Origin of the sequence: Nostoc sp. 106C (assembly GCF_002154725.1) — a bacterium.
Classification (GTDB): Bacteria; Cyanobacteriota; Cyanobacteriia; order Cyanobacteriales; family Nostocaceae; genus Aulosira.
This window is the reverse complement of record NZ_MTAW01000124.1, coordinates 57962-72995: the sequence shown is the minus strand read 5'-3', so window position 1 is coordinate 72995 and position 15034 is coordinate 57962. Positions and strand designations below refer to the sequence as shown.

The window sequence follows — 15034 nt, the reverse complement described above, 5'->3', positions numbered from 1 at the left end:
TAAAGCGACTGATTCCCTAGAGAAGATAGAATAATCAGAGCGATCTGGCATTTTTTAGCCTATTTGTGCCTCCAGAGTTTATGCTAATCCGGACTGCTACACCAACTGACGTACCTCAAGTTTTACCGATGGTTGCTAAAATTTGTGCTTTGCATGATTCTTGGGATTCTGCCAAATATGGTTTTCTTCCCTATCCAGAGCAGCGTTATGAAAAATGGTTGGGGCGGTTGGCAAATAACGGTCAAAGCGTATTTTTGGTAACTGAAGATGAAGATAAATTGGTAGCGTTTTTAGTAGCAACAGTTGAACGCGAAATCCCAATTTATCGGTTACAAGAATTTGCCTTTATTCATGATATTTGGGTTGAGCCAGAATATCGCCAACAAGGAGTAGCACGGCAGATGGTGATGCAGGCTATTGAACGCTTTGATGACATGGGTGTCAAGCAAATCAGGCTAGATACCGCAGCTATTAACGAAGCGGCGCGGCGGTTGTTTGCATCTTGTGGTTTTCGCATCAGCACTATAGAAATGCTGATGGAGTTGAATTAATAGTCGTCAAGAGCCAAAAGTCAAGAGACTAATGACTAATGACCAAGAACTAACTAGCTAAAAGTGTTTTTTCTAGAGGAGTCCAACGGAAGGCGCGATCGCCACCCCTCTCGATTACTACTTTCACTTTTGGTTCCAAGCGGGGTAAAGACGTTAAGAAATCAATTTCCTGATTGGAAAGAATATGCCCCTCAATAATCCACAACACCAGTCCCTTGGACTTTGGCGGTAACTGTTCTATGTGAGAACTGATGATAGGAGGCAAATAGTATACATAACCTACTGCCGCACCCGTACCAGTACTTTTTTTACCTAAATGAGGCGGTCTGACTCCATGAACTCCTGTGAGATAGGCTGCCAAATCTCCTAGCCCCTTAGCGCTCATGTGGAGGGTGACGTAGCCAGTTGCACGCAGTCGGCGTTGATACCGACCTTCATAACCTCCCTCAGGAGGTACATAAACACCTAGAGAGCCAACTTTTTCAAGTTCGCGAATAAAAGCGTTGCCAGTGGTAAGTAGTGCCATAGATATTCTTTCTATCTCACTTAGATATCTCTATTATTTACCGTGAACCGCTAAATTCGGTTCAACAATTAATTTATGATCTAGATTAGGTTTATCGCCTGTCAATCAATTGATATCGCTTCACTGCAACTTTGATACATTTGGACAGGGGAAGGGGACAAGGAAGCAGCAAAGAAATAACAAATGCCCCATGCCCATTATCCAAAAAATTTATAGACAAATCTAAATAAATCATTTATATTGTTAGATTGTGACCAAATACGCAAATTAGGTTGCCCTCTTATTGAGATTCTGCGCTAGTGTGAGCATCAAGGGATAAAAACTTGATTCCAAATTTGGAGAAAGCTAGCAAAAGAGCGATCAGAGACTGGTAAACTGAAAAAGCTTTCAGGTCAACTATAGAACTTATGTGGATGGAAAATTAAAACCAACCCTAAGTTATAGGCTACATTCACTCCTGTAGTCCTGAAAAAGTAGGCAAAACCTTGAACAATAGTTTAAGGTATTCTAGTTGGAGTAGAAGCTGAGCGGTAATGTTGGTTTGATAGCATTACGTCAGTCTTAGTTAAAGGATACTGAGTGGCATGAAGCTGCTTAAGTCCCCCTACAACACGGCTGTCGCTGACCGTTGGTAAATCCGATGTTAGCGCCCGCCTCCAGAAAGTGCCTAAGCGATCGCTTAGATAAAAGCATTGCTGCACAAAGCGCAAAGCTCTAAAGCCTTGCCTTGATTCCAAAAGTTATTCCTTCCCAAAACGAAGGTGCTGATGGTTGTTCTGGTGAATAAGTGAGTGAAAGTAAACGAATTCACCAAACAGTAAGGACATAGTTTTTTGTGTCCCGGAGAAGTTAGGGTGCCAATGCATCTCTAAAATTTCAGAGGCTAGTCTAACCTCAACCGGTATATGAAAAGCCTGTCTTTTAGAGTTCGATGCCAAGGTTAGCAACTAGATAAGGAGAACCAGTTACTGTGTCTGTAGGTATTCTCGGCACCAAGCTGGGCATGACCCAAATATTTGACGATGCAGGAGTAGCAATTCCTGTCACCGTCATACAAGCGGGACCATGCACTGTTACCCAAGTTAAGACGAAACAGACTGACGGTTACGCCGCGATTCAAGTTGGTTTTGGTGAAGTTAAACCTAAAGCGTTAAACAAACCGCTCTTAGGTCACTTAGCAAAATCATCTGCCCCAGCGTTACGTCACCTAAGCGAGTATCACACAGATACTTCCAGCGATTATGCTTTAGGTCAAGAAATTAAAGCAGATATTTTTAGTGCAGGTCAAATTGTAGATGTAATCGGTACAAGTATCGGTCGCGGTTTTGCGGGCAACCAAAAGCGCAACAATTTTGGTCGCGGACCCATGTCACATGGTTCCAAAAACCATAGAGCACCAGGTTCTATTGGTGCTGGTACCACCCCTGGTCGTGTCTATCCTGGAAAACGGATGGCAGGACGTTTGGGCGGTAGCCGCGTCACAATCCGCAAGTTGACTGTAGTACGAGTCGATGCAGAGCGCAATTTGCTGCTAATCAAAGGAGCCATTCCTGGTAAACCAGGTGCGCTGGTGAGTATCGTACCTGCCAAGCTAGTTGGTAAGTAGTCAACAGTCATTTGTTAGAGACGCGATTAATCGCGTCTGTACAGTTGTCATTAGTCATTGGCTAAGGACAAGTGACAGAGGACAAGTGACAGAGGACAAATGACACAGGACAAGTGACAAAGATGGTTGAGAGTATAGTTAAAAATTGGCAAGGAGAACAAGTCGGAGAGACTTCGTTTGAGTTGCGGGTTGCGAAAGAAGAAACAGCAGCTCATATTGTGCATCGAGCCTTGGTTAGACAACAGACTAATGCTCGTCAAGGAACTGCCAGTACAAAAACCCGTTCTGAAGTCAGAGGCGGTGGTCGCAAACCTTGGCGGCAAAAAGGTACAGGTCGCGCTCGTGCAGGGTCAATTCGTTCACCTCTGTGGCGTGGTGGTGGTGTAATCTTTGGACCAAAACCTAGAGATTATGATTTAAAGATGAACCGCAAAGAGCGGCGCTTAGCACTGCGAACAGCTTTTGTGAGTCGTGTTGACGATTTGATTGTAGTAGAAGAATTTAGCGAACAGTTATCACGCCCCAAGACTAAAGAATTAGTAGCAGCACTAGCTCGTTGGGGAGCTGCGCCTGAAAATAAGACACTGTTAATTTTGTCTGAAATTGCGGATAACATCCATTTGTCAGCCCGCAACATAGAAAATTTAAAGGTAATTGCCGCAAATCAGCTAAATGTTTTCGATTTGCTGCACGCTGACAAGATTGTAGTTACAGCATCAGCCATAGCAAAAATTCAGGAGGTCTACAGTGCCTAACTTCGACCCCCGTAACTTAGCTGACTTAATTCGTCGCCCAATTGTTACCGAAAAAGCGACCATTCTGATGGAGTTAAACAAATATACGTTTGAAGTAACTCCAAAGGCGACCAAACCAGAAATTAAAGCCGCGATCGAAGACTTATTTCAAGTCAAGGTTGTCAAAGTCAATACTTTGAATCCACCACGGAAAAAACGCCGTGTGGGCAAATTTATTGGTTACAAGCCCCAATACAAGAAAGCGATTGTTACCATCGCATCTGGGGATGTAGAAAAGGTTAGACAAGTTCTATTCCCAGAGGTATAAAACAAAAATGGGTACTCGTTCTTATCGCCCCTATACCCCTAGTACTCGCCAAGTTACAATCTCTGACTTTGCGGAAATCACTAAAACTGAGCCAGAAAAATCCTTAACCAAGAACGTACATCGTCCCAAAGGCCGCAATAATCAAGGGCGAATTACCAGCCGTCGCCGGGGTGGCGGACATAAACAGCTTTACCGCATCATCGACTTTAAAAGAGACAAGCGGAACATTGCTGCTACAGTCACAGCAATTGAGTATGATCCAAATCGGAATGCAAGAATTGCTCTGGTTGTGTATGAAGATGGAGAGAAACGCTACATTCTCCAGCCCAATGGGTTAAAAGTTGGGACAAGAATCATTGCTGGTCCGGAATCTCCAATCGAAGATGGGAATGCTTTACCCCTAGCGAATATTCCCTTAGGTACCGGCGTTCATAATGTTGAGATGACTCCTGGCAAAGGTGGTCAAATCGTACGTTCTGCTGGGGCGACCGCACAAGTTGTAGCCAAAGAAGGTAATTACGTTACCCTGAAGCTGCCTTCCGGCGAAGTTCGCTTAATTCGCCGCGAATGCTACGCCACCATTGGACAAGTAGGCAACACCGACGCCAGAAACTTAAGTGCAGGTAAAGCTGGACGAAATCGCTGGAAAGGACGCCGTCCTAAAGTTAGAGGTAGCGTTATGAACCCAGTTGACCATCCCCACGGTGGTGGTGAAGGTAGAGCACCAATTGGGAGACCAGGACCAGTCACTCCTTGGGGTAAACCTACTTTGGGTGCAAAAACACGCAAACCCAAAAAAGCTAGCAGTAAATTAATTGTGCGCCGTCGGCGTAAGTCTTCTAAACGCGGTCGCGGTGGTCGTGAATCTTAACTTATGTTGTGAGTAATGAGTAAAGAGTGCTGAGTAGAATTGTCAAACTCAAAACTTAAAACTCAAAACTCAAAACTTAAAACTTAGAACTCAGCACTTAAAAATATGGGTCGTTCTCTAAAAAAAGGTCCTTTCGTTGCCGATCACTTGCTCAGCAAAATTGAAAAGCTGAACGCCAGAAACGAAAAACAAGTTATTAAAACTTGGTCGAGAGCATCGACAATTTTACCCCTGATGGTTGGTCACACCATAGCTGTCCACAACGGACGCCAACACGTCCCCGTTTTTGTTAATGAGCAGATGGTAGGACATAAGTTGGGAGAGTTTGCTCCCACACGTACCTACAGGGGGCATGGAAAAAGCGACAAAAAATCAGGTAGGTAGTCATCAGTCATCAGTCATTAGTCATTAGCTAAAGACAAATGACAAGTGACCAATGACAAATGACAAAAACGGAGAAAATTATGGCTACTGATACTACTGAAGTCAAAGCGATCGCTCGTTTTATTCGCATATCTCCCTATAAAGTACGTCGTGTACTCGATCAAATCCGAGGCAGATCGTACCGAGAAGCGCTAATCATTCTAGAATTCATGCCTTATCGTGCCTGTGAACCAGTTTTAACGGTTCTGAGAAGTGCGGCCGCCAATGCCGAGCATAATGCTGGTTTAGACCGAGCACAGCTAGTGATTACCCAGGCATATGCCGATCAAGGCCCAGTACTCAAACGGTTCCAACCCAGAGCACAGGGTCGAGCTTACCAAATTCGCAAGCCGACGTGTCATATCACCGTAGCTGTAGCTGCTGGCGATGCTGCTGAATAAATACTAGACACGAAAAAATTGCGTAAAGTAAGAAATTTTAGAGGAAGCATTTGTGGGACAAAAGATTCATCCAGTTGGTTTTCGGCTGGGTATTACACAAGAACATCAATCTCGCTGGTTTGCTGTTCCTGACAGATATCCAGAGCTTCTCCAAGAAGACCACAAACTCCGTAAATATATAGAACAAAAGCTGGGAAGACTGGCGCAAAACAACGCTGGAATCTCAGAAGTGCGGATTGAGCGCAAAGCCGACCAAATCGACTTAGAGGTACGCACAGCTAGACCTGGTGTAGTAGTAGGCCGTGGTGGGCAAGGAATCGAATCCTTACGTACCGGACTCCAAGAACTGTTGGGCAGCAATCGCCAAATTCGCATTAATGTAGTCGAAGTACAACGAGTTGATGCTGATGCCTACTTAATTGCGGAATACATTGCTCAACAATTGGAACGCCGCGTCTCTTTTCGACGGGTGGTACGGCAAGCAATTCAACGTGCCCAACGTGCTGGTGTTCAAGGCATTAAAGTCCAAGTTAGCGGTCGGCTGAACGGTGCAGAAATTGCTCGAACAGAATGGACTCGTGAAGGGAGAGTTCCCCTACATACCTTAAGGGCTGACATTGACTACTCTTACTGCACAGCCAAAACGGTTTATGGAATTCTGGGCATTAAAGTTTGGGTATTTAAGGGAGAAATCATCCCCGGACAAGAAGAAACTGCGCCCGCACCCACAACCCGCGAACGCGAACGCGAACCTCGTCGTCGTCAACAACAACGCCGTCGCCAACAATTTGAAGACCGCTCAAATGAAGGGTAAGGGTAAACCGTGATTGGTCATGAGTCATTAGTCATTAAGTAAATGGCAGATGACAAATGACAAATGACAAATGACAAATGACAAGTGACAAACCATGTTAAGTCCTAGAAGAACTAAATTCCGTAAACAACAGCGCGGACGGATGGAGGGTCTAGCCCACCGCGGTAGTACCCTGAACTTTGGCGATTTTGCACTCCAAGCTCAAGAACCTGCGTGGATTACCTCCCGACAAATTGAAGCTTCTCGCCGAGCCATGACTCGTTATATTCGTCGGGGTGGTCAAATCTGGATTCGGATTTTCCCAGATAAACCCGTAACCATGCGTCCCGCTGAAACTCGGATGGGTTCCGGTAAAGGTTCGCCGGAGTTTTGGGTAGCCGTAGTTAAGCCTGGGCGGATTTTGTTTGAAATCGCTGGTGTTTCTGAAGAAACTGCCCGCGAAGCCATGCGCTTGGCTGCATATAAGCTGCCAATCAAAACCAAATTTATTGTGCGCCCTCAAGTACAGGAGCAGGAGTAGGTTATGCCTCTTCCCAAGATTTCAGAAGCTAGAGAATTAACTGATGAGAAACTGGCTGAGGAAATTGTTGCTGTTAAAAGACAACTATTTCAATTGCGCTTGCAAAAAGCGACCAGACAATTAGACAAGCCCCATCAATTTAAACACGCCCGACATCGCCTAGCGCAATTGCTAACGGTAGAGGGAGAACGCCAACGGGCAGCAGCAAGTCAACTGGCTAAAGAAGAAAAGTAGGAGATTATGGCAGTCAAAGAACGAGTTGGCTTGGTGGTGAGCGACAAAATGCAAAAAACGGTGGTAGTAGCTGTGGAAAACCGCGCTCCTCATCCCAAGTACGGCAAGATTGTAGTTCAAACCCGGCGCTATAAAGTTCATGATGAAGACAATCAGTGCAAAGTCGGCGATCGCGTTCGCATTCAGGAAACAAGACCCCTGAGTAAAACCAAGCGCTGGCAAGTCACAGAAATTCTCAACGCCAAAGCTACAACTTAATAGTTGTTATCAAACTAACAACTTAACAAGGGAGACAAATTGTGATTCAACCCCAGACTTACCTGAATGTCGCAGATAATAGCGGTGCCCGAAAGCTAATGTGCATCCGTGTATTAGGCGCAGGCAACCGCCGTTATGGTGGCGTGGGTGATAAAATTATTGCCGTTGTCAAAGATGCCCAACCCAACATGGCTGTAAAAAAGTCTGATGTTGTGGAGGCAGTAATTGTCCGCACTCGTAAAAGTATAAATCGAGATAGCGGTATGAGCATTCGTTTTGACGATAACGCTGCGGTGATCATCAACAAAGATGGTAATCCCAGAGGCACACGGGTCTTTGGCCCAGTTGCACGGGAACTGCGCGATAAAAACTTCACCAAAATTGTTTCTCTGGCTCCGGAGGTGCTGTAATGGCAAAACAGCCACAACCCAAGGTCTTTCATAAAATGCACGTCAAAACTGGCGACACTGTGCAAGTGATTGCTGGTAAGGACAAAGGAAAAGTTGGTGAAGTGATCCAGGCACTGCCACAACTAAGTAAAGTTATTGTCAAAGGCGTCAATATTAAAACTAAGCACGTGAAGCCCCAACAAGAAGGGGAATCAGGAAGAATAGTTACACAAGAATTCCCGATTCATAGCTCCAACGTGATGCTTTACTCCACTAAGCAAAACGTCGCCAGTCGCGTATGCTACACCTTCACCGCTGAAGGTAAAAAAGTGCGGAAGCTGAAGAAAACTGGTGAGATCCTGGATAAATAGTCATGGCACTAAGGGACGGTTTTAGATGAGATTTTAAATTCAATCTAAAATCCAAAATCTAAAATTCAAGATTCCCTGACCAAGCCCAGGGATAAACAGAACAAGAAATTATGGCGACAACAAGACTCAAAAGCTTATACCAAGAGACAATCGTCCCCAAACTGATCAATCAGTTTCAATACACTAACGTTCATCAAGTACCGAAGTTGGTCAAGGTTACTGTTAACCGAGGTTTGGGTGAAGCGGCATCTAATGCTAAAGCACTGGATGCATCTCTAAACGAAATTGCCACGATCACTGGTCAAAAACCAGTCGTAACAAGGGCGAAAAAGGCGATCGCCGGCTTCAAAATTCGTCAAGGTATGCCTGTTGGTATTATGGTGACCCTGAGAGGCGAACGGATGTATGCCTTTCTCGACCGACTAGTTAGCTTGTCCTTGCCCAGAATTCGCGACTTTCGCGGCGTTAGCCCTAAAAGCTTTGACGGTCGCGGTAACTACACTTTGGGTGTCAGAGAACAGTTAATTTTTCCAGAAGTTGAGTACGACAGCATCGATCAAATCCGTGGTCTAGATATTTCCATCATTACCACAGCGAAAAATGACGAAGAGGGCCGCGCCCTACTTAAAGAATTGGGAATGCCTTTTCGCGATCAATAAGTTCATCTAAAGAGGGAACGATGGCGGCTAACGACACAATTGCAGATATGCTGACGCGCATCCGCAATGCCAACTTGGCGAGGCATCAAACTACACTAGTGCCCGCAACAAAACTCACCCGTAGTATTGCCAAAGTGCTACGAGAAGAAGGCTTTATTGCTGAATTTGAAGAATCAGGAGAAGGGATAAAGCGCAATTTGGTGATTGCCTTGAAATACAAGGGTAAAAATCGTCAGCCTCTAATAACTGCCCTCAAGCGGGTCAGTAAACCAGGTTTGCGCGTTTACTCGAATAGAAAAGACTTACCCAGAGTACTGGGTGGGATCGGCATTGCCATTATTTCAACATCCAGTGGGATCATGACCGACCGTGAAGCGCGTCGTCAGAACTTGGGTGGTGAAGTGCTGTGCTATGTCTGGTAGTCATTAGTCATTAGTCATTAGTTAAAGACAAAGGACAAAGGACAAATAACAAAGGGCAAAAAGTCATGTCTCGTATTGGTAAACGTCCAATTACTATTCCCGCCAAAGTGCAAGTGGCGATTGATGGCGCAAAAGTTGTCGTCAAAGGGCCCAAAGGAGAACTTTCTCGCGAGTTACCTAGCCATGTGATAGTCTCCCAAGAAGGGGAAACATTACTAGTAAATCGTCGCGATGATTCCCGTACCTCGAGGCAAATGCACGGTTTGAGCCGTACTTTAGTTGCCAACATGGTTGAGGGCGTGTCCCAAGGTTTTCAGCGCCGTTTAGAAATTCAAGGTGTTGGTTATCGGGCACAAGTCCAAGGTCGTAACCTAGTTTTAAATATGGGTTATAGCCATCAAGTACAAATTGCTCCACCAGATGGAATTCAGTTTGCTGTGGAAGGTACAACTAATGTCATAGTCAGTGGCTATGACAAAGAAATAGTAGGTAACACAGCAGCAAAGATTCGTGCTGTCCGTCCACCAGAACCTTATAAAGGTAAGGGCATTCGCTATGCCGGGGAAGTGGTCAGACGTAAAGCTGGTAAGACTGGTAAGAGTGGTAAGAAGTAAAAATGAAACTTACTCGTAGAGAATCAAAAACACGTCGCCATCGACGTATCCGTGGTAAAGTTCAAGGCTCTCCCGAACGTCCACGCTTAGCTGTATTTCGTTCTAATGAGCATATTTACGCCCAAATAATTGATGATACTCAACACCACACTTTGGTGGCAGCCTCAACTGTAGAGCCAGAGTTGAAATCGAGTTTAGCCTCAGGCGCTAACCGTGACGCATCCGTGCAAGTTGGCAAACTGATAGCAGCGAGATCGCTAGAAAAAGGCATCACCAAAGTAGTCTTTGATCGCGGTGGCAACTTATATCACGGTCGCATCCAAGCGCTGGCTGATGCAGCACGTGAGGCTGGTTTAGATTTCTAAAGTCATTTGTCATCAGTCATTAGTCATTAGTCATTGGACAAAAGACAAATGATAAAGGACAAATGACAAAAGACGAAGGACAACTAAACTAATAGAGAGCATTTAATTATGGCAACTGGTCGTCGTAAAGCAAACCGCGCAAAAAAAGAAGAAACCAACTGGCAAGAGCGAGTCATTCAGATTCGACGGGTGAGCAAGGTCGTCAAAGGAGGTAAAAAACTCAGCTTCCGGGCGATCGTGGTCGTCGGTAACGAACGCGGTCAAGTTGGTGTAGGAGTGGGCAAAGCCTCTGATGTAATTGGTGCCGTAAAAAAGGGCGTAGCCGACGGTAAAAAACATCTCATTGACATCCCCATTACAAAGTCCAACTCCATCCCCCATCCCATTGATGGTGTCGGTGGCGGAGCTAAGGTCATGATGCGACCAGCCGCACCTGGTACTGGAGTAATTGCTGGGGGTGCTGTCCGGACTGTACTGGAATTAGCAGGAGTTCGTAACGTTTTAGCAAAGCAACTCGGCTCCAACAATCCACTCAATAATGCTAGAGCCGCAGTCAACGCTTTATCAACACTGCGTACCTTGTCTGAAGTCGCTGAAGATCGGGGTGTTCCTATTGAAAATCTCTACATCATTTAGTAGAGCCAATTTTGCAGAGTATTTGTGTAAAAAATTACTATTTACATCATGAGACTCAACGATGCTAAGCCTCAAAAAGGCTCAAAAAAACGCCGTAAGCGTGTAGGTAGAGGTATTTCAGCCGGGCAAGGTGCAAGTGCTGGTTTAGGGATGCGGGGTCAAAAATCCCGTTCAGGTAGTGGTACCCGACCAGGGTTTGAAGGTGGTCAACAGCCGTTGTACCGCCGCTTACCTAAGTTGAAGGGTTTTCCGATAGTTAATCGGAAAATTTACACTACGATTAATGTAGATAAGCTAGCTTCTCTCCCTGCCAATACAGAAGTAACTTTGGAATCCTTAAAAGCAGCAGGTATTCTTACTGCTGTCAAAGGTCCATTGAAAATTTTGGGTAACGGAGAACTGAGCGTTCCGCTGACAGTCAAAGCAGCGGCTTTTACAGGTCAAGCTCGTAGCAAAATTGAGGCAGCTGGAGGAAGTTGTCAAGTCCCAGAGTGAGCCAGAATAGCGCACTTAACATGCTAGCTAACTCGCTTCCAGCGCCTGGTTCACGATAAAGGTAGCACTCTATGATCAGTCGAGACAAAGCCCCAACGGCTCAAGAAACTTTTATGCAGATGGCTCAAGCAGCTGGACTGAGAGGTAGGCTGCTTGTCACTGTCGGTATTTTAATTTTGGTTCGCCTGGGCATCTTTCTGCCTGTACCAGGTATTGATAGAGCTAGGTTTCACGAAGCTATCTCGGGAAATAATTCCATCTTTGGTTTATTGGATATATTTTCCGGGCGAGGACTTTCGACTTTGGGAGTCTTTGCCTTGGGTATTTTGCCCTTTATTAATGCGTCCATTATTATCCAATTACTCACTGCGGCCATACCATCTTTAGAAAAGTTACAGAAAGACGAAGGTGAAGCTGGGCGGCGAAAAATTTCACAAATTACACGCTATGTCACTGTAGGTTGGGCGATTATTCAAAGTACAGCTTTTTCAGCTCTCTTCCTTCAGCAGTTTGCCTTACAGCCAGGCCCCTTATTTGTGGCGGAAACTGCGATCGCGCTCACCGCTGGTTCAATGTTCGTTATGTGGGCATCCGAACTGATTACAGAACGCGGTATTGGTAATGGTGCATCATTGTTGATTTTTGTCAACATCGTGGCATCACTACCAAAATCTTTGGGTGATACTATCGACTTAGTGCAAGTTGGCGGTCGCGAAATAGTAGGTCGGGTAATTGTGCTGGTGGTAGTCTTCCTAGCAACAATTGTTGGTATTGTATTTGTGCAGGAAGGAATTCGACGCATCCCAATTATTTCAGCGCGGCGTCAAGTAGGGCGACGAGTTTTGGCTGAGCAACGTAGCTACCTACCTCTGCGACTGAACTCTGGTGGCGTCATGCCAATTATTTTTGCAGCTGCGATTCTGAGTTTGCCACTGCTAATTGCGAATTTTACCAAAAATCCGGACTTGGCAAATATCGTTAACACTTACCTCAGTCCCGGTGGTTCTCAGCCTTGGGCCTATGCCTTGGTTTACTTAATTTCTATTGTTTTCTTCAGCTATTTCTATTCTTCGTTGATTGTTAACCCAGTAGACGTAGCGCAGAACTTGAAGAAGATGGGTTCGAGTATTCCCGGAATTCGTCCTGGTAAGGCGACTAGTGAGTATATCGAGCGAGTAATTAATCGACTAACTTTTTTGGGTGCAATATTTTTGGGCTTTGTTGCAATTATCCCCACAGCTGTGGAAAGTGCTTTAGGAGTACCAACTTTTAAGGGATTGGGAGCTACATCTTTGTTAATTCTGGTTGGTGTAGCAATTGACACGGCGAAGCAAGTCCAAACCTACGTTATATCTCAGCGCTACGAAGGAATGGTGAAACAATAGTGACGCGATTAATCTTCTTGGGACCACCAGGAGCTGGTAAAGGAACACAATCTCAAAAATTGGCTGAACACTTGCAGATTCCCCATATTTCTACGGGTGATATCTTACGACAAGCGATGAAAGACCAAACACCTTTGGGAGTTAAAGCTCAAAATTATGTTGATAGTGGTGAGTTAGTTCCCGACCAGCTAGTAGAAGACCTGGTAAAGGAGCGCCTAGATCAACCTGATGCCAAATCTGGTTGGATTCTAGATGGCTTTCCCCGTAAAGTAACGCAGGCCAAATTTTTAGCACAATTGCTGGAAACAACACATCAGGGTGGTGAAAAGGTAGTCAACCTAGATGTCCCAGATGATGTAGTGGTTGCAAGGTTACTAGCCAGGGGTAGAAAGGATGACAGTGAAGAAGTTATTCGTCGTCGTCTAGAAGTTTACCGCTCGGAAACTGCACCCTTGATCGATTATTACGGCGATCGCCAAAAACTTTTAACCGTTAACGGTAATCTGTCCCAAGAAGAAGTCACAACTGAACTGCAAAAGGTAATAGCGTCTTAAGCAAAGTATAGAGGGGGATATGGGAGAAATCCCAATTTCCAATTTCTCCTATATCCCTAATTTAGTCCACAGATAAAATTTACTGCTGTCTCTCTCGGTAGGGCAGATGGCAATTTTAGCTAAGATATATTAAGAAACTGTTGATATATTTCGTGAAGTATGTTCTCTTGCAGGTGAAGGTACGGCAAAAGAACAGGAGATTGTTGAGTTGAGGAAAAAACAAATTGTCTAAGCAAGATTTGATTGAAATGGAAGGCACGGTTACAGAGTCATTACCCAACGCGATGTTTCGCGTTGACTTAGATAATGGCTTTAATGTCCTAGCACACATTTCGGGCAAAATCCGCCGGAATTACATCAAGATTTTACCTGGCGATCGCGTCAAAGTGGAATTAACTCCCTACGACTTGACAAAGGGTAGAATCACCTATCGACTGCGCAAGAAGTAAGATTATGTAGAGAATATTACCATAAAATCACCTTTTTGGGTGTTCATCAGTCTTTTAACTGACTAATTTCCTTAAAAATGCTATAATTCACTATTTGGAGTTAATTACAAAAGGCATGAAAGTCCGAGCCTCAGTCAAGAAGATTTGCGAAAAGTGTAACGTGATCAAACGCCGTGGTCGCGTCATGGTGATTTGTGTTAACCCCAAGCATAAGCAACGTCAAGGCTAGCGCTCTGATTATAACCAGAGACAAATGCGACACAAAGACGCTAGACAAAGCCCAAAATGCGATTAATCGCATTTTTCTAACAGCAATTGCGAGAACAAGAGGGAGAAATTCATTGTGGCACGTATTGCCGGAGTAGACCTTCCACGTGATAAGCGTGTTGAAATTGGTCTCACCTATATCTACGGAATTGGTTTATCTAGGTCGCAAGAAATTTTAGCGACTACAGGTGTTAACCCAGACACCCGCGTTAAAGAACTCAGTGATGCTGATGTTGCTGCCCTGCGAGGAGAAATAGAAAGTAACTATCAAGTCGAAGGGGACTTGCGCCGCTGGGAAGCGATGAACATCAAACGCCTAATTGACATTGGTACTTACAGAGGGCGTCGTCATCGCATGGGTTTACCAGTCAGAGGACAAAGAACTCGCACAAATGCCAGAACCCGTCGTGGTAGAAGGCAGACTGTGGCTGGGAAGAAGAAAGCACCAGGCAAATAATATGTCTATGCTTGCTCATCAGAGCAAGGTTTACCTTAAATTCACTACACAACTATGGCGCGACAACCAACAAAAAAATCCGGGAGCAAAAAGCAGAAACGGAACGTACCCAACGGTATGGCTTACATCCAGTCTACTTTCAACAATAGCATTGTCACCATTACCGATCAAAACGGAGACGTCATTTCTTGGGCAAGCGCTGGTTCCAGCGGTTTTAAGGGTGCCAAAAAAGGAACTCCCTTTGCTGCACAAACTGCCGCTGAAAGTGCTGCCCGTCGAGCCATCGATCAAGGAATGCGCCAAATTGAGGTAATGGTCAGTGGTCCAGGTGCAGGTAGAGAAACTGCGATTCGGGCACTCCAAGGAGCCGGACTGGAAATTACACTTATTCGGGACATTACTCCGATTCCTCACAATGGTTGCCGTCCACCTAAGCGCCGTCGAGTCTAAACCCAACCTGTGGGCAGTAAAAGCGAGAAGTTCTGGCACGGAAAAGCCACCTGTACAGCCTGCTTGAAACTTGAACGCGCAAACTGTGTTGCAACGTAAAGGCTTTTGAACTTCAGACGGATTGGGTGATTAAAAGACCATCAGCGTTCCTCCTCAAAAGAGGTTCGCCCAACTTTGGAAAACCCAAAATTAATTATTAGCGCCCGCGAGCTAAATCAGAGTATCAAATAACAACATTTGTAGTTGGCTAATTGA

Annotated in this window: 27 protein-coding genes; 25 read left to right on the top strand and 2 right to left on the bottom strand. The window is 45.1% G+C overall.

Features of this window, described 5'->3' with window-relative positions; genetic code table 11:
* The first annotated feature begins 80 nt into the window (after positions 1-80).
* Positions 81-551, top strand: a complete 471-nt coding sequence (locus BV375_RS18365) for a GNAT family N-acetyltransferase (protein ID WP_086762998.1) — start codon at positions 81-83, stop codon at positions 549-551.
* A 49-nt stretch (positions 552-600) separates the two neighbouring features.
* Here BV375_RS18365 and BV375_RS18360 read toward each other — a convergent pair whose 3' ends face one another.
* Together BV375_RS18360 and BV375_RS36085 are read right to left on the bottom strand one after the other, a co-directional pair.
* A complete protein-coding gene (locus tag BV375_RS18360; RefSeq protein ID WP_086762910.1) occupies positions 601-1077 on the bottom strand; it encodes an NAD(P)H-quinone oxidoreductase subunit N in 477 nt (158 codons plus the stop codon).
* A 497-nt stretch (positions 1078-1574) separates the two neighbouring features.
* Positions 1575-1814: a hypothetical protein gene (locus tag BV375_RS36085; RefSeq protein ID WP_134075754.1), complete on the bottom strand. Its 240-nt coding sequence runs from the start codon at positions 1812-1814 to the stop codon at positions 1575-1577.
* Between the two features lie 233 nt (positions 1815-2047).
* Here BV375_RS36085 and rplC point away from each other — a divergent pair, with 233 nt between their 5' ends.
* The 24 genes from rplC (at position 2048) to rpsK (ending at position 14779) form a co-directional block, all read left to right on the top strand.
* Positions 2048-2683: a 50S ribosomal protein L3 gene (gene rplC, locus BV375_RS18355; protein ID WP_086688729.1), complete on the top strand. Its 636-nt coding sequence runs from the start codon at positions 2048-2050 to the stop codon at positions 2681-2683.
* A gap of 122 nt (positions 2684-2805) precedes the next feature.
* On the top strand, positions 2806-3438 hold the full coding sequence (gene rplD, locus BV375_RS18350) for a 50S ribosomal protein L4 (RefSeq protein ID WP_086762908.1): 633 nt from the start codon (positions 2806-2808) through the stop codon (positions 3436-3438).
* Positions 3431-3745 carry a 50S ribosomal protein L23 gene (locus BV375_RS18345; RefSeq protein ID WP_086762906.1) on the top strand — a complete coding sequence of 105 codons (315 nt, stop codon included), beginning with the start codon at positions 3431-3433 and terminating at the stop codon, positions 3743-3745. The genes rplD and BV375_RS18345 overlap by 8 nt, the downstream gene beginning before the upstream one ends.
* Before the next feature lie 7 nt (positions 3746-3752).
* Positions 3753-4616 (top strand): 50S ribosomal protein L2, encoded by an 864-nt coding sequence (gene rplB / locus BV375_RS18340; RefSeq protein WP_086688732.1) that lies wholly within the window; start codon positions 3753-3755, stop codon positions 4614-4616.
* Between the two features lie 105 nt (positions 4617-4721).
* On the top strand, positions 4722-5000 hold the full coding sequence (rpsS, locus tag BV375_RS18335) for a 30S ribosomal protein S19 (protein WP_086688733.1): 279 nt from the start codon (positions 4722-4724) through the stop codon (positions 4998-5000).
* Positions 5001-5080: 80 nt separating this feature from the next.
* A complete protein-coding gene (rplV, locus tag BV375_RS18330) occupies positions 5081-5440 on the top strand; it encodes a 50S ribosomal protein L22 (RefSeq protein WP_086762904.1) in 360 nt (119 codons plus the stop codon).
* A gap of 52 nt (positions 5441-5492) precedes the next feature.
* A complete protein-coding gene (gene rpsC / locus BV375_RS18325) occupies positions 5493-6254 on the top strand; it encodes a 30S ribosomal protein S3 (protein WP_086762902.1) in 762 nt (253 codons plus the stop codon).
* Between the two features lie 94 nt (positions 6255-6348).
* Positions 6349-6774: a 50S ribosomal protein L16 gene (rplP, locus tag BV375_RS18320; RefSeq protein ID WP_086762900.1), complete on the top strand. Its 426-nt coding sequence runs from the start codon at positions 6349-6351 to the stop codon at positions 6772-6774.
* A 3-nt stretch (positions 6775-6777) separates the two neighbouring features.
* Positions 6778-7008: a 50S ribosomal protein L29 gene (rpmC, locus tag BV375_RS18315; RefSeq protein WP_086762898.1), complete on the top strand. Its 231-nt coding sequence runs from the start codon at positions 6778-6780 to the stop codon at positions 7006-7008.
* 6 nt (positions 7009-7014) lie between these two features.
* Positions 7015-7266 carry a 30S ribosomal protein S17 gene (rpsQ, locus tag BV375_RS18310; RefSeq protein ID WP_086688738.1) on the top strand — a complete coding sequence of 84 codons (252 nt, stop codon included), beginning with the start codon at positions 7015-7017 and terminating at the stop codon, positions 7264-7266.
* 41 nt (positions 7267-7307) lie between these two features.
* Positions 7308-7676 carry a 50S ribosomal protein L14 gene (rplN, locus tag BV375_RS18305; protein WP_015129713.1) on the top strand — a complete coding sequence of 123 codons (369 nt, stop codon included), beginning with the start codon at positions 7308-7310 and terminating at the stop codon, positions 7674-7676.
* Positions 7676-8026, top strand: coding sequence for a 50S ribosomal protein L24 (gene rplX / locus BV375_RS18300; RefSeq protein WP_086762896.1), 351 nt, complete (start codon positions 7676-7678; stop codon positions 8024-8026). Before rplN ends, rplX begins: the two co-directional genes overlap by 1 nt.
* 110 nt (positions 8027-8136) lie before the next feature.
* Positions 8137-8685 (top strand): 50S ribosomal protein L5, encoded by a 549-nt coding sequence (rplE, locus tag BV375_RS18295; protein WP_086762894.1) that lies wholly within the window; start codon positions 8137-8139, stop codon positions 8683-8685.
* A 20-nt stretch (positions 8686-8705) separates the two neighbouring features.
* On the top strand, positions 8706-9107 hold the full coding sequence (gene rpsH / locus BV375_RS18290) for a 30S ribosomal protein S8 (RefSeq protein ID WP_086762892.1): 402 nt from the start codon (positions 8706-8708) through the stop codon (positions 9105-9107).
* A gap of 65 nt (positions 9108-9172) precedes the next feature.
* Positions 9173-9721, top strand: a complete 549-nt coding sequence (gene rplF, locus BV375_RS18285) for a 50S ribosomal protein L6 (RefSeq protein ID WP_086762890.1) — start codon at positions 9173-9175, stop codon at positions 9719-9721.
* A gap of 2 nt (positions 9722-9723) precedes the next feature.
* Positions 9724-10086, top strand: coding sequence for a 50S ribosomal protein L18 (rplR, locus tag BV375_RS18280; RefSeq protein ID WP_086762888.1), 363 nt, complete (start codon positions 9724-9726; stop codon positions 10084-10086).
* Positions 10087-10194: 108 nt separating this feature from the next.
* Positions 10195-10722 carry a 30S ribosomal protein S5 gene (gene rpsE / locus BV375_RS18275; RefSeq protein ID WP_086762886.1) on the top strand — a complete coding sequence of 176 codons (528 nt, stop codon included), beginning with the start codon at positions 10195-10197 and terminating at the stop codon, positions 10720-10722.
* Between the two features lie 48 nt (positions 10723-10770).
* Positions 10771-11217, top strand: a complete 447-nt coding sequence (gene rplO / locus BV375_RS18270; RefSeq protein WP_086762884.1) for a 50S ribosomal protein L15 — start codon at positions 10771-10773, stop codon at positions 11215-11217.
* A 71-nt stretch (positions 11218-11288) separates the two neighbouring features.
* The gene (gene secY, locus BV375_RS18265; RefSeq protein ID WP_086762882.1) at positions 11289-12602 is read left to right on the top strand and encodes a preprotein translocase subunit SecY; all 1314 of its coding nucleotides are present in this window, start codon (positions 11289-11291) and stop codon (positions 12600-12602) included.
* Positions 12602-13156, top strand: a complete 555-nt coding sequence (locus BV375_RS18260) for an adenylate kinase (protein WP_086762880.1) — start codon at positions 12602-12604, stop codon at positions 13154-13156. The genes secY and BV375_RS18260 overlap by 1 nt, the downstream gene beginning before the upstream one ends.
* Positions 13157-13380: 224 nt before the next feature.
* Positions 13381-13605, top strand: a complete 225-nt coding sequence (gene infA / locus BV375_RS18255; protein WP_006276978.1) for a translation initiation factor IF-1 — start codon at positions 13381-13383, stop codon at positions 13603-13605.
* Positions 13606-13720: 115 nt separating this feature from the next.
* Positions 13721-13834, top strand: coding sequence for a 50S ribosomal protein L36 (gene rpmJ, locus BV375_RS18250; protein ID WP_015129703.1), 114 nt, complete (start codon positions 13721-13723; stop codon positions 13832-13834).
* 114 nt (positions 13835-13948) lie between these two features.
* A complete protein-coding gene (gene rpsM / locus BV375_RS18245) occupies positions 13949-14329 on the top strand; it encodes a 30S ribosomal protein S13 (protein ID WP_086688748.1) in 381 nt (126 codons plus the stop codon).
* Positions 14330-14383: 54 nt separating this feature from the next.
* The gene (gene rpsK, locus BV375_RS18240; protein WP_010998331.1) at positions 14384-14779 is read left to right on the top strand and encodes a 30S ribosomal protein S11; all 396 of its coding nucleotides are present in this window, start codon (positions 14384-14386) and stop codon (positions 14777-14779) included.
* The last annotated feature ends 255 nt before the right edge of the window (positions 14780-15034 follow it).

Coding starts and splice junctions, on each gene's coding strand:
- BV375_RS18365 (WP_086762998.1), top strand. CDS start 81: ATGCTAATCCGGACTGCTACACCAACTGACGTACCTCAAGTTTTACCG.
- BV375_RS18360 (WP_086762910.1), bottom strand. CDS start 1,077: ATGGCACTACTTACCACTGGCAACGCTTTTATTCGCGAACTTGAAAAA.
- rplD (WP_086762908.1), top strand. CDS start 2,806: ATGGTTGAGAGTATAGTTAAAAATTGGCAAGGAGAACAAGTCGGAGAG.
- rplB (WP_086688732.1), top strand. CDS start 3,753: ATGGGTACTCGTTCTTATCGCCCCTATACCCCTAGTACTCGCCAAGTT.
- rpsS (WP_086688733.1), top strand. CDS start 4,722: ATGGGTCGTTCTCTAAAAAAAGGTCCTTTCGTTGCCGATCACTTGCTC.
- rplV (WP_086762904.1), top strand. CDS start 5,081: ATGGCTACTGATACTACTGAAGTCAAAGCGATCGCTCGTTTTATTCGC.
- rplP (WP_086762900.1), top strand. CDS start 6,349: ATGTTAAGTCCTAGAAGAACTAAATTCCGTAAACAACAGCGCGGACGG.
- rpmC (WP_086762898.1), top strand. CDS start 6,778: ATGCCTCTTCCCAAGATTTCAGAAGCTAGAGAATTAACTGATGAGAAA.
- rpsQ (WP_086688738.1), top strand. CDS start 7,015: ATGGCAGTCAAAGAACGAGTTGGCTTGGTGGTGAGCGACAAAATGCAA.
- rplX (WP_086762896.1), top strand. CDS start 7,676: ATGGCAAAACAGCCACAACCCAAGGTCTTTCATAAAATGCACGTCAAA.
- rplE (WP_086762894.1), top strand. CDS start 8,137: ATGGCGACAACAAGACTCAAAAGCTTATACCAAGAGACAATCGTCCCC.
- rpsH (WP_086762892.1), top strand. CDS start 8,706: ATGGCGGCTAACGACACAATTGCAGATATGCTGACGCGCATCCGCAAT.
- rplF (WP_086762890.1), top strand. CDS start 9,173: ATGTCTCGTATTGGTAAACGTCCAATTACTATTCCCGCCAAAGTGCAA.
- rplR (WP_086762888.1), top strand. CDS start 9,724: ATGAAACTTACTCGTAGAGAATCAAAAACACGTCGCCATCGACGTATC.
- rpsE (WP_086762886.1), top strand. CDS start 10,195: ATGGCAACTGGTCGTCGTAAAGCAAACCGCGCAAAAAAAGAAGAAACC.
- rplO (WP_086762884.1), top strand. CDS start 10,771: ATGAGACTCAACGATGCTAAGCCTCAAAAAGGCTCAAAAAAACGCCGT.
- secY (WP_086762882.1), top strand. CDS start 11,289: ATGATCAGTCGAGACAAAGCCCCAACGGCTCAAGAAACTTTTATGCAG.
- rpmJ (WP_015129703.1), top strand. CDS start 13,721: ATGAAAGTCCGAGCCTCAGTCAAGAAGATTTGCGAAAAGTGTAACGTG.
- rpsK (WP_010998331.1), top strand. CDS start 14,384: ATGGCGCGACAACCAACAAAAAAATCCGGGAGCAAAAAGCAGAAACGG.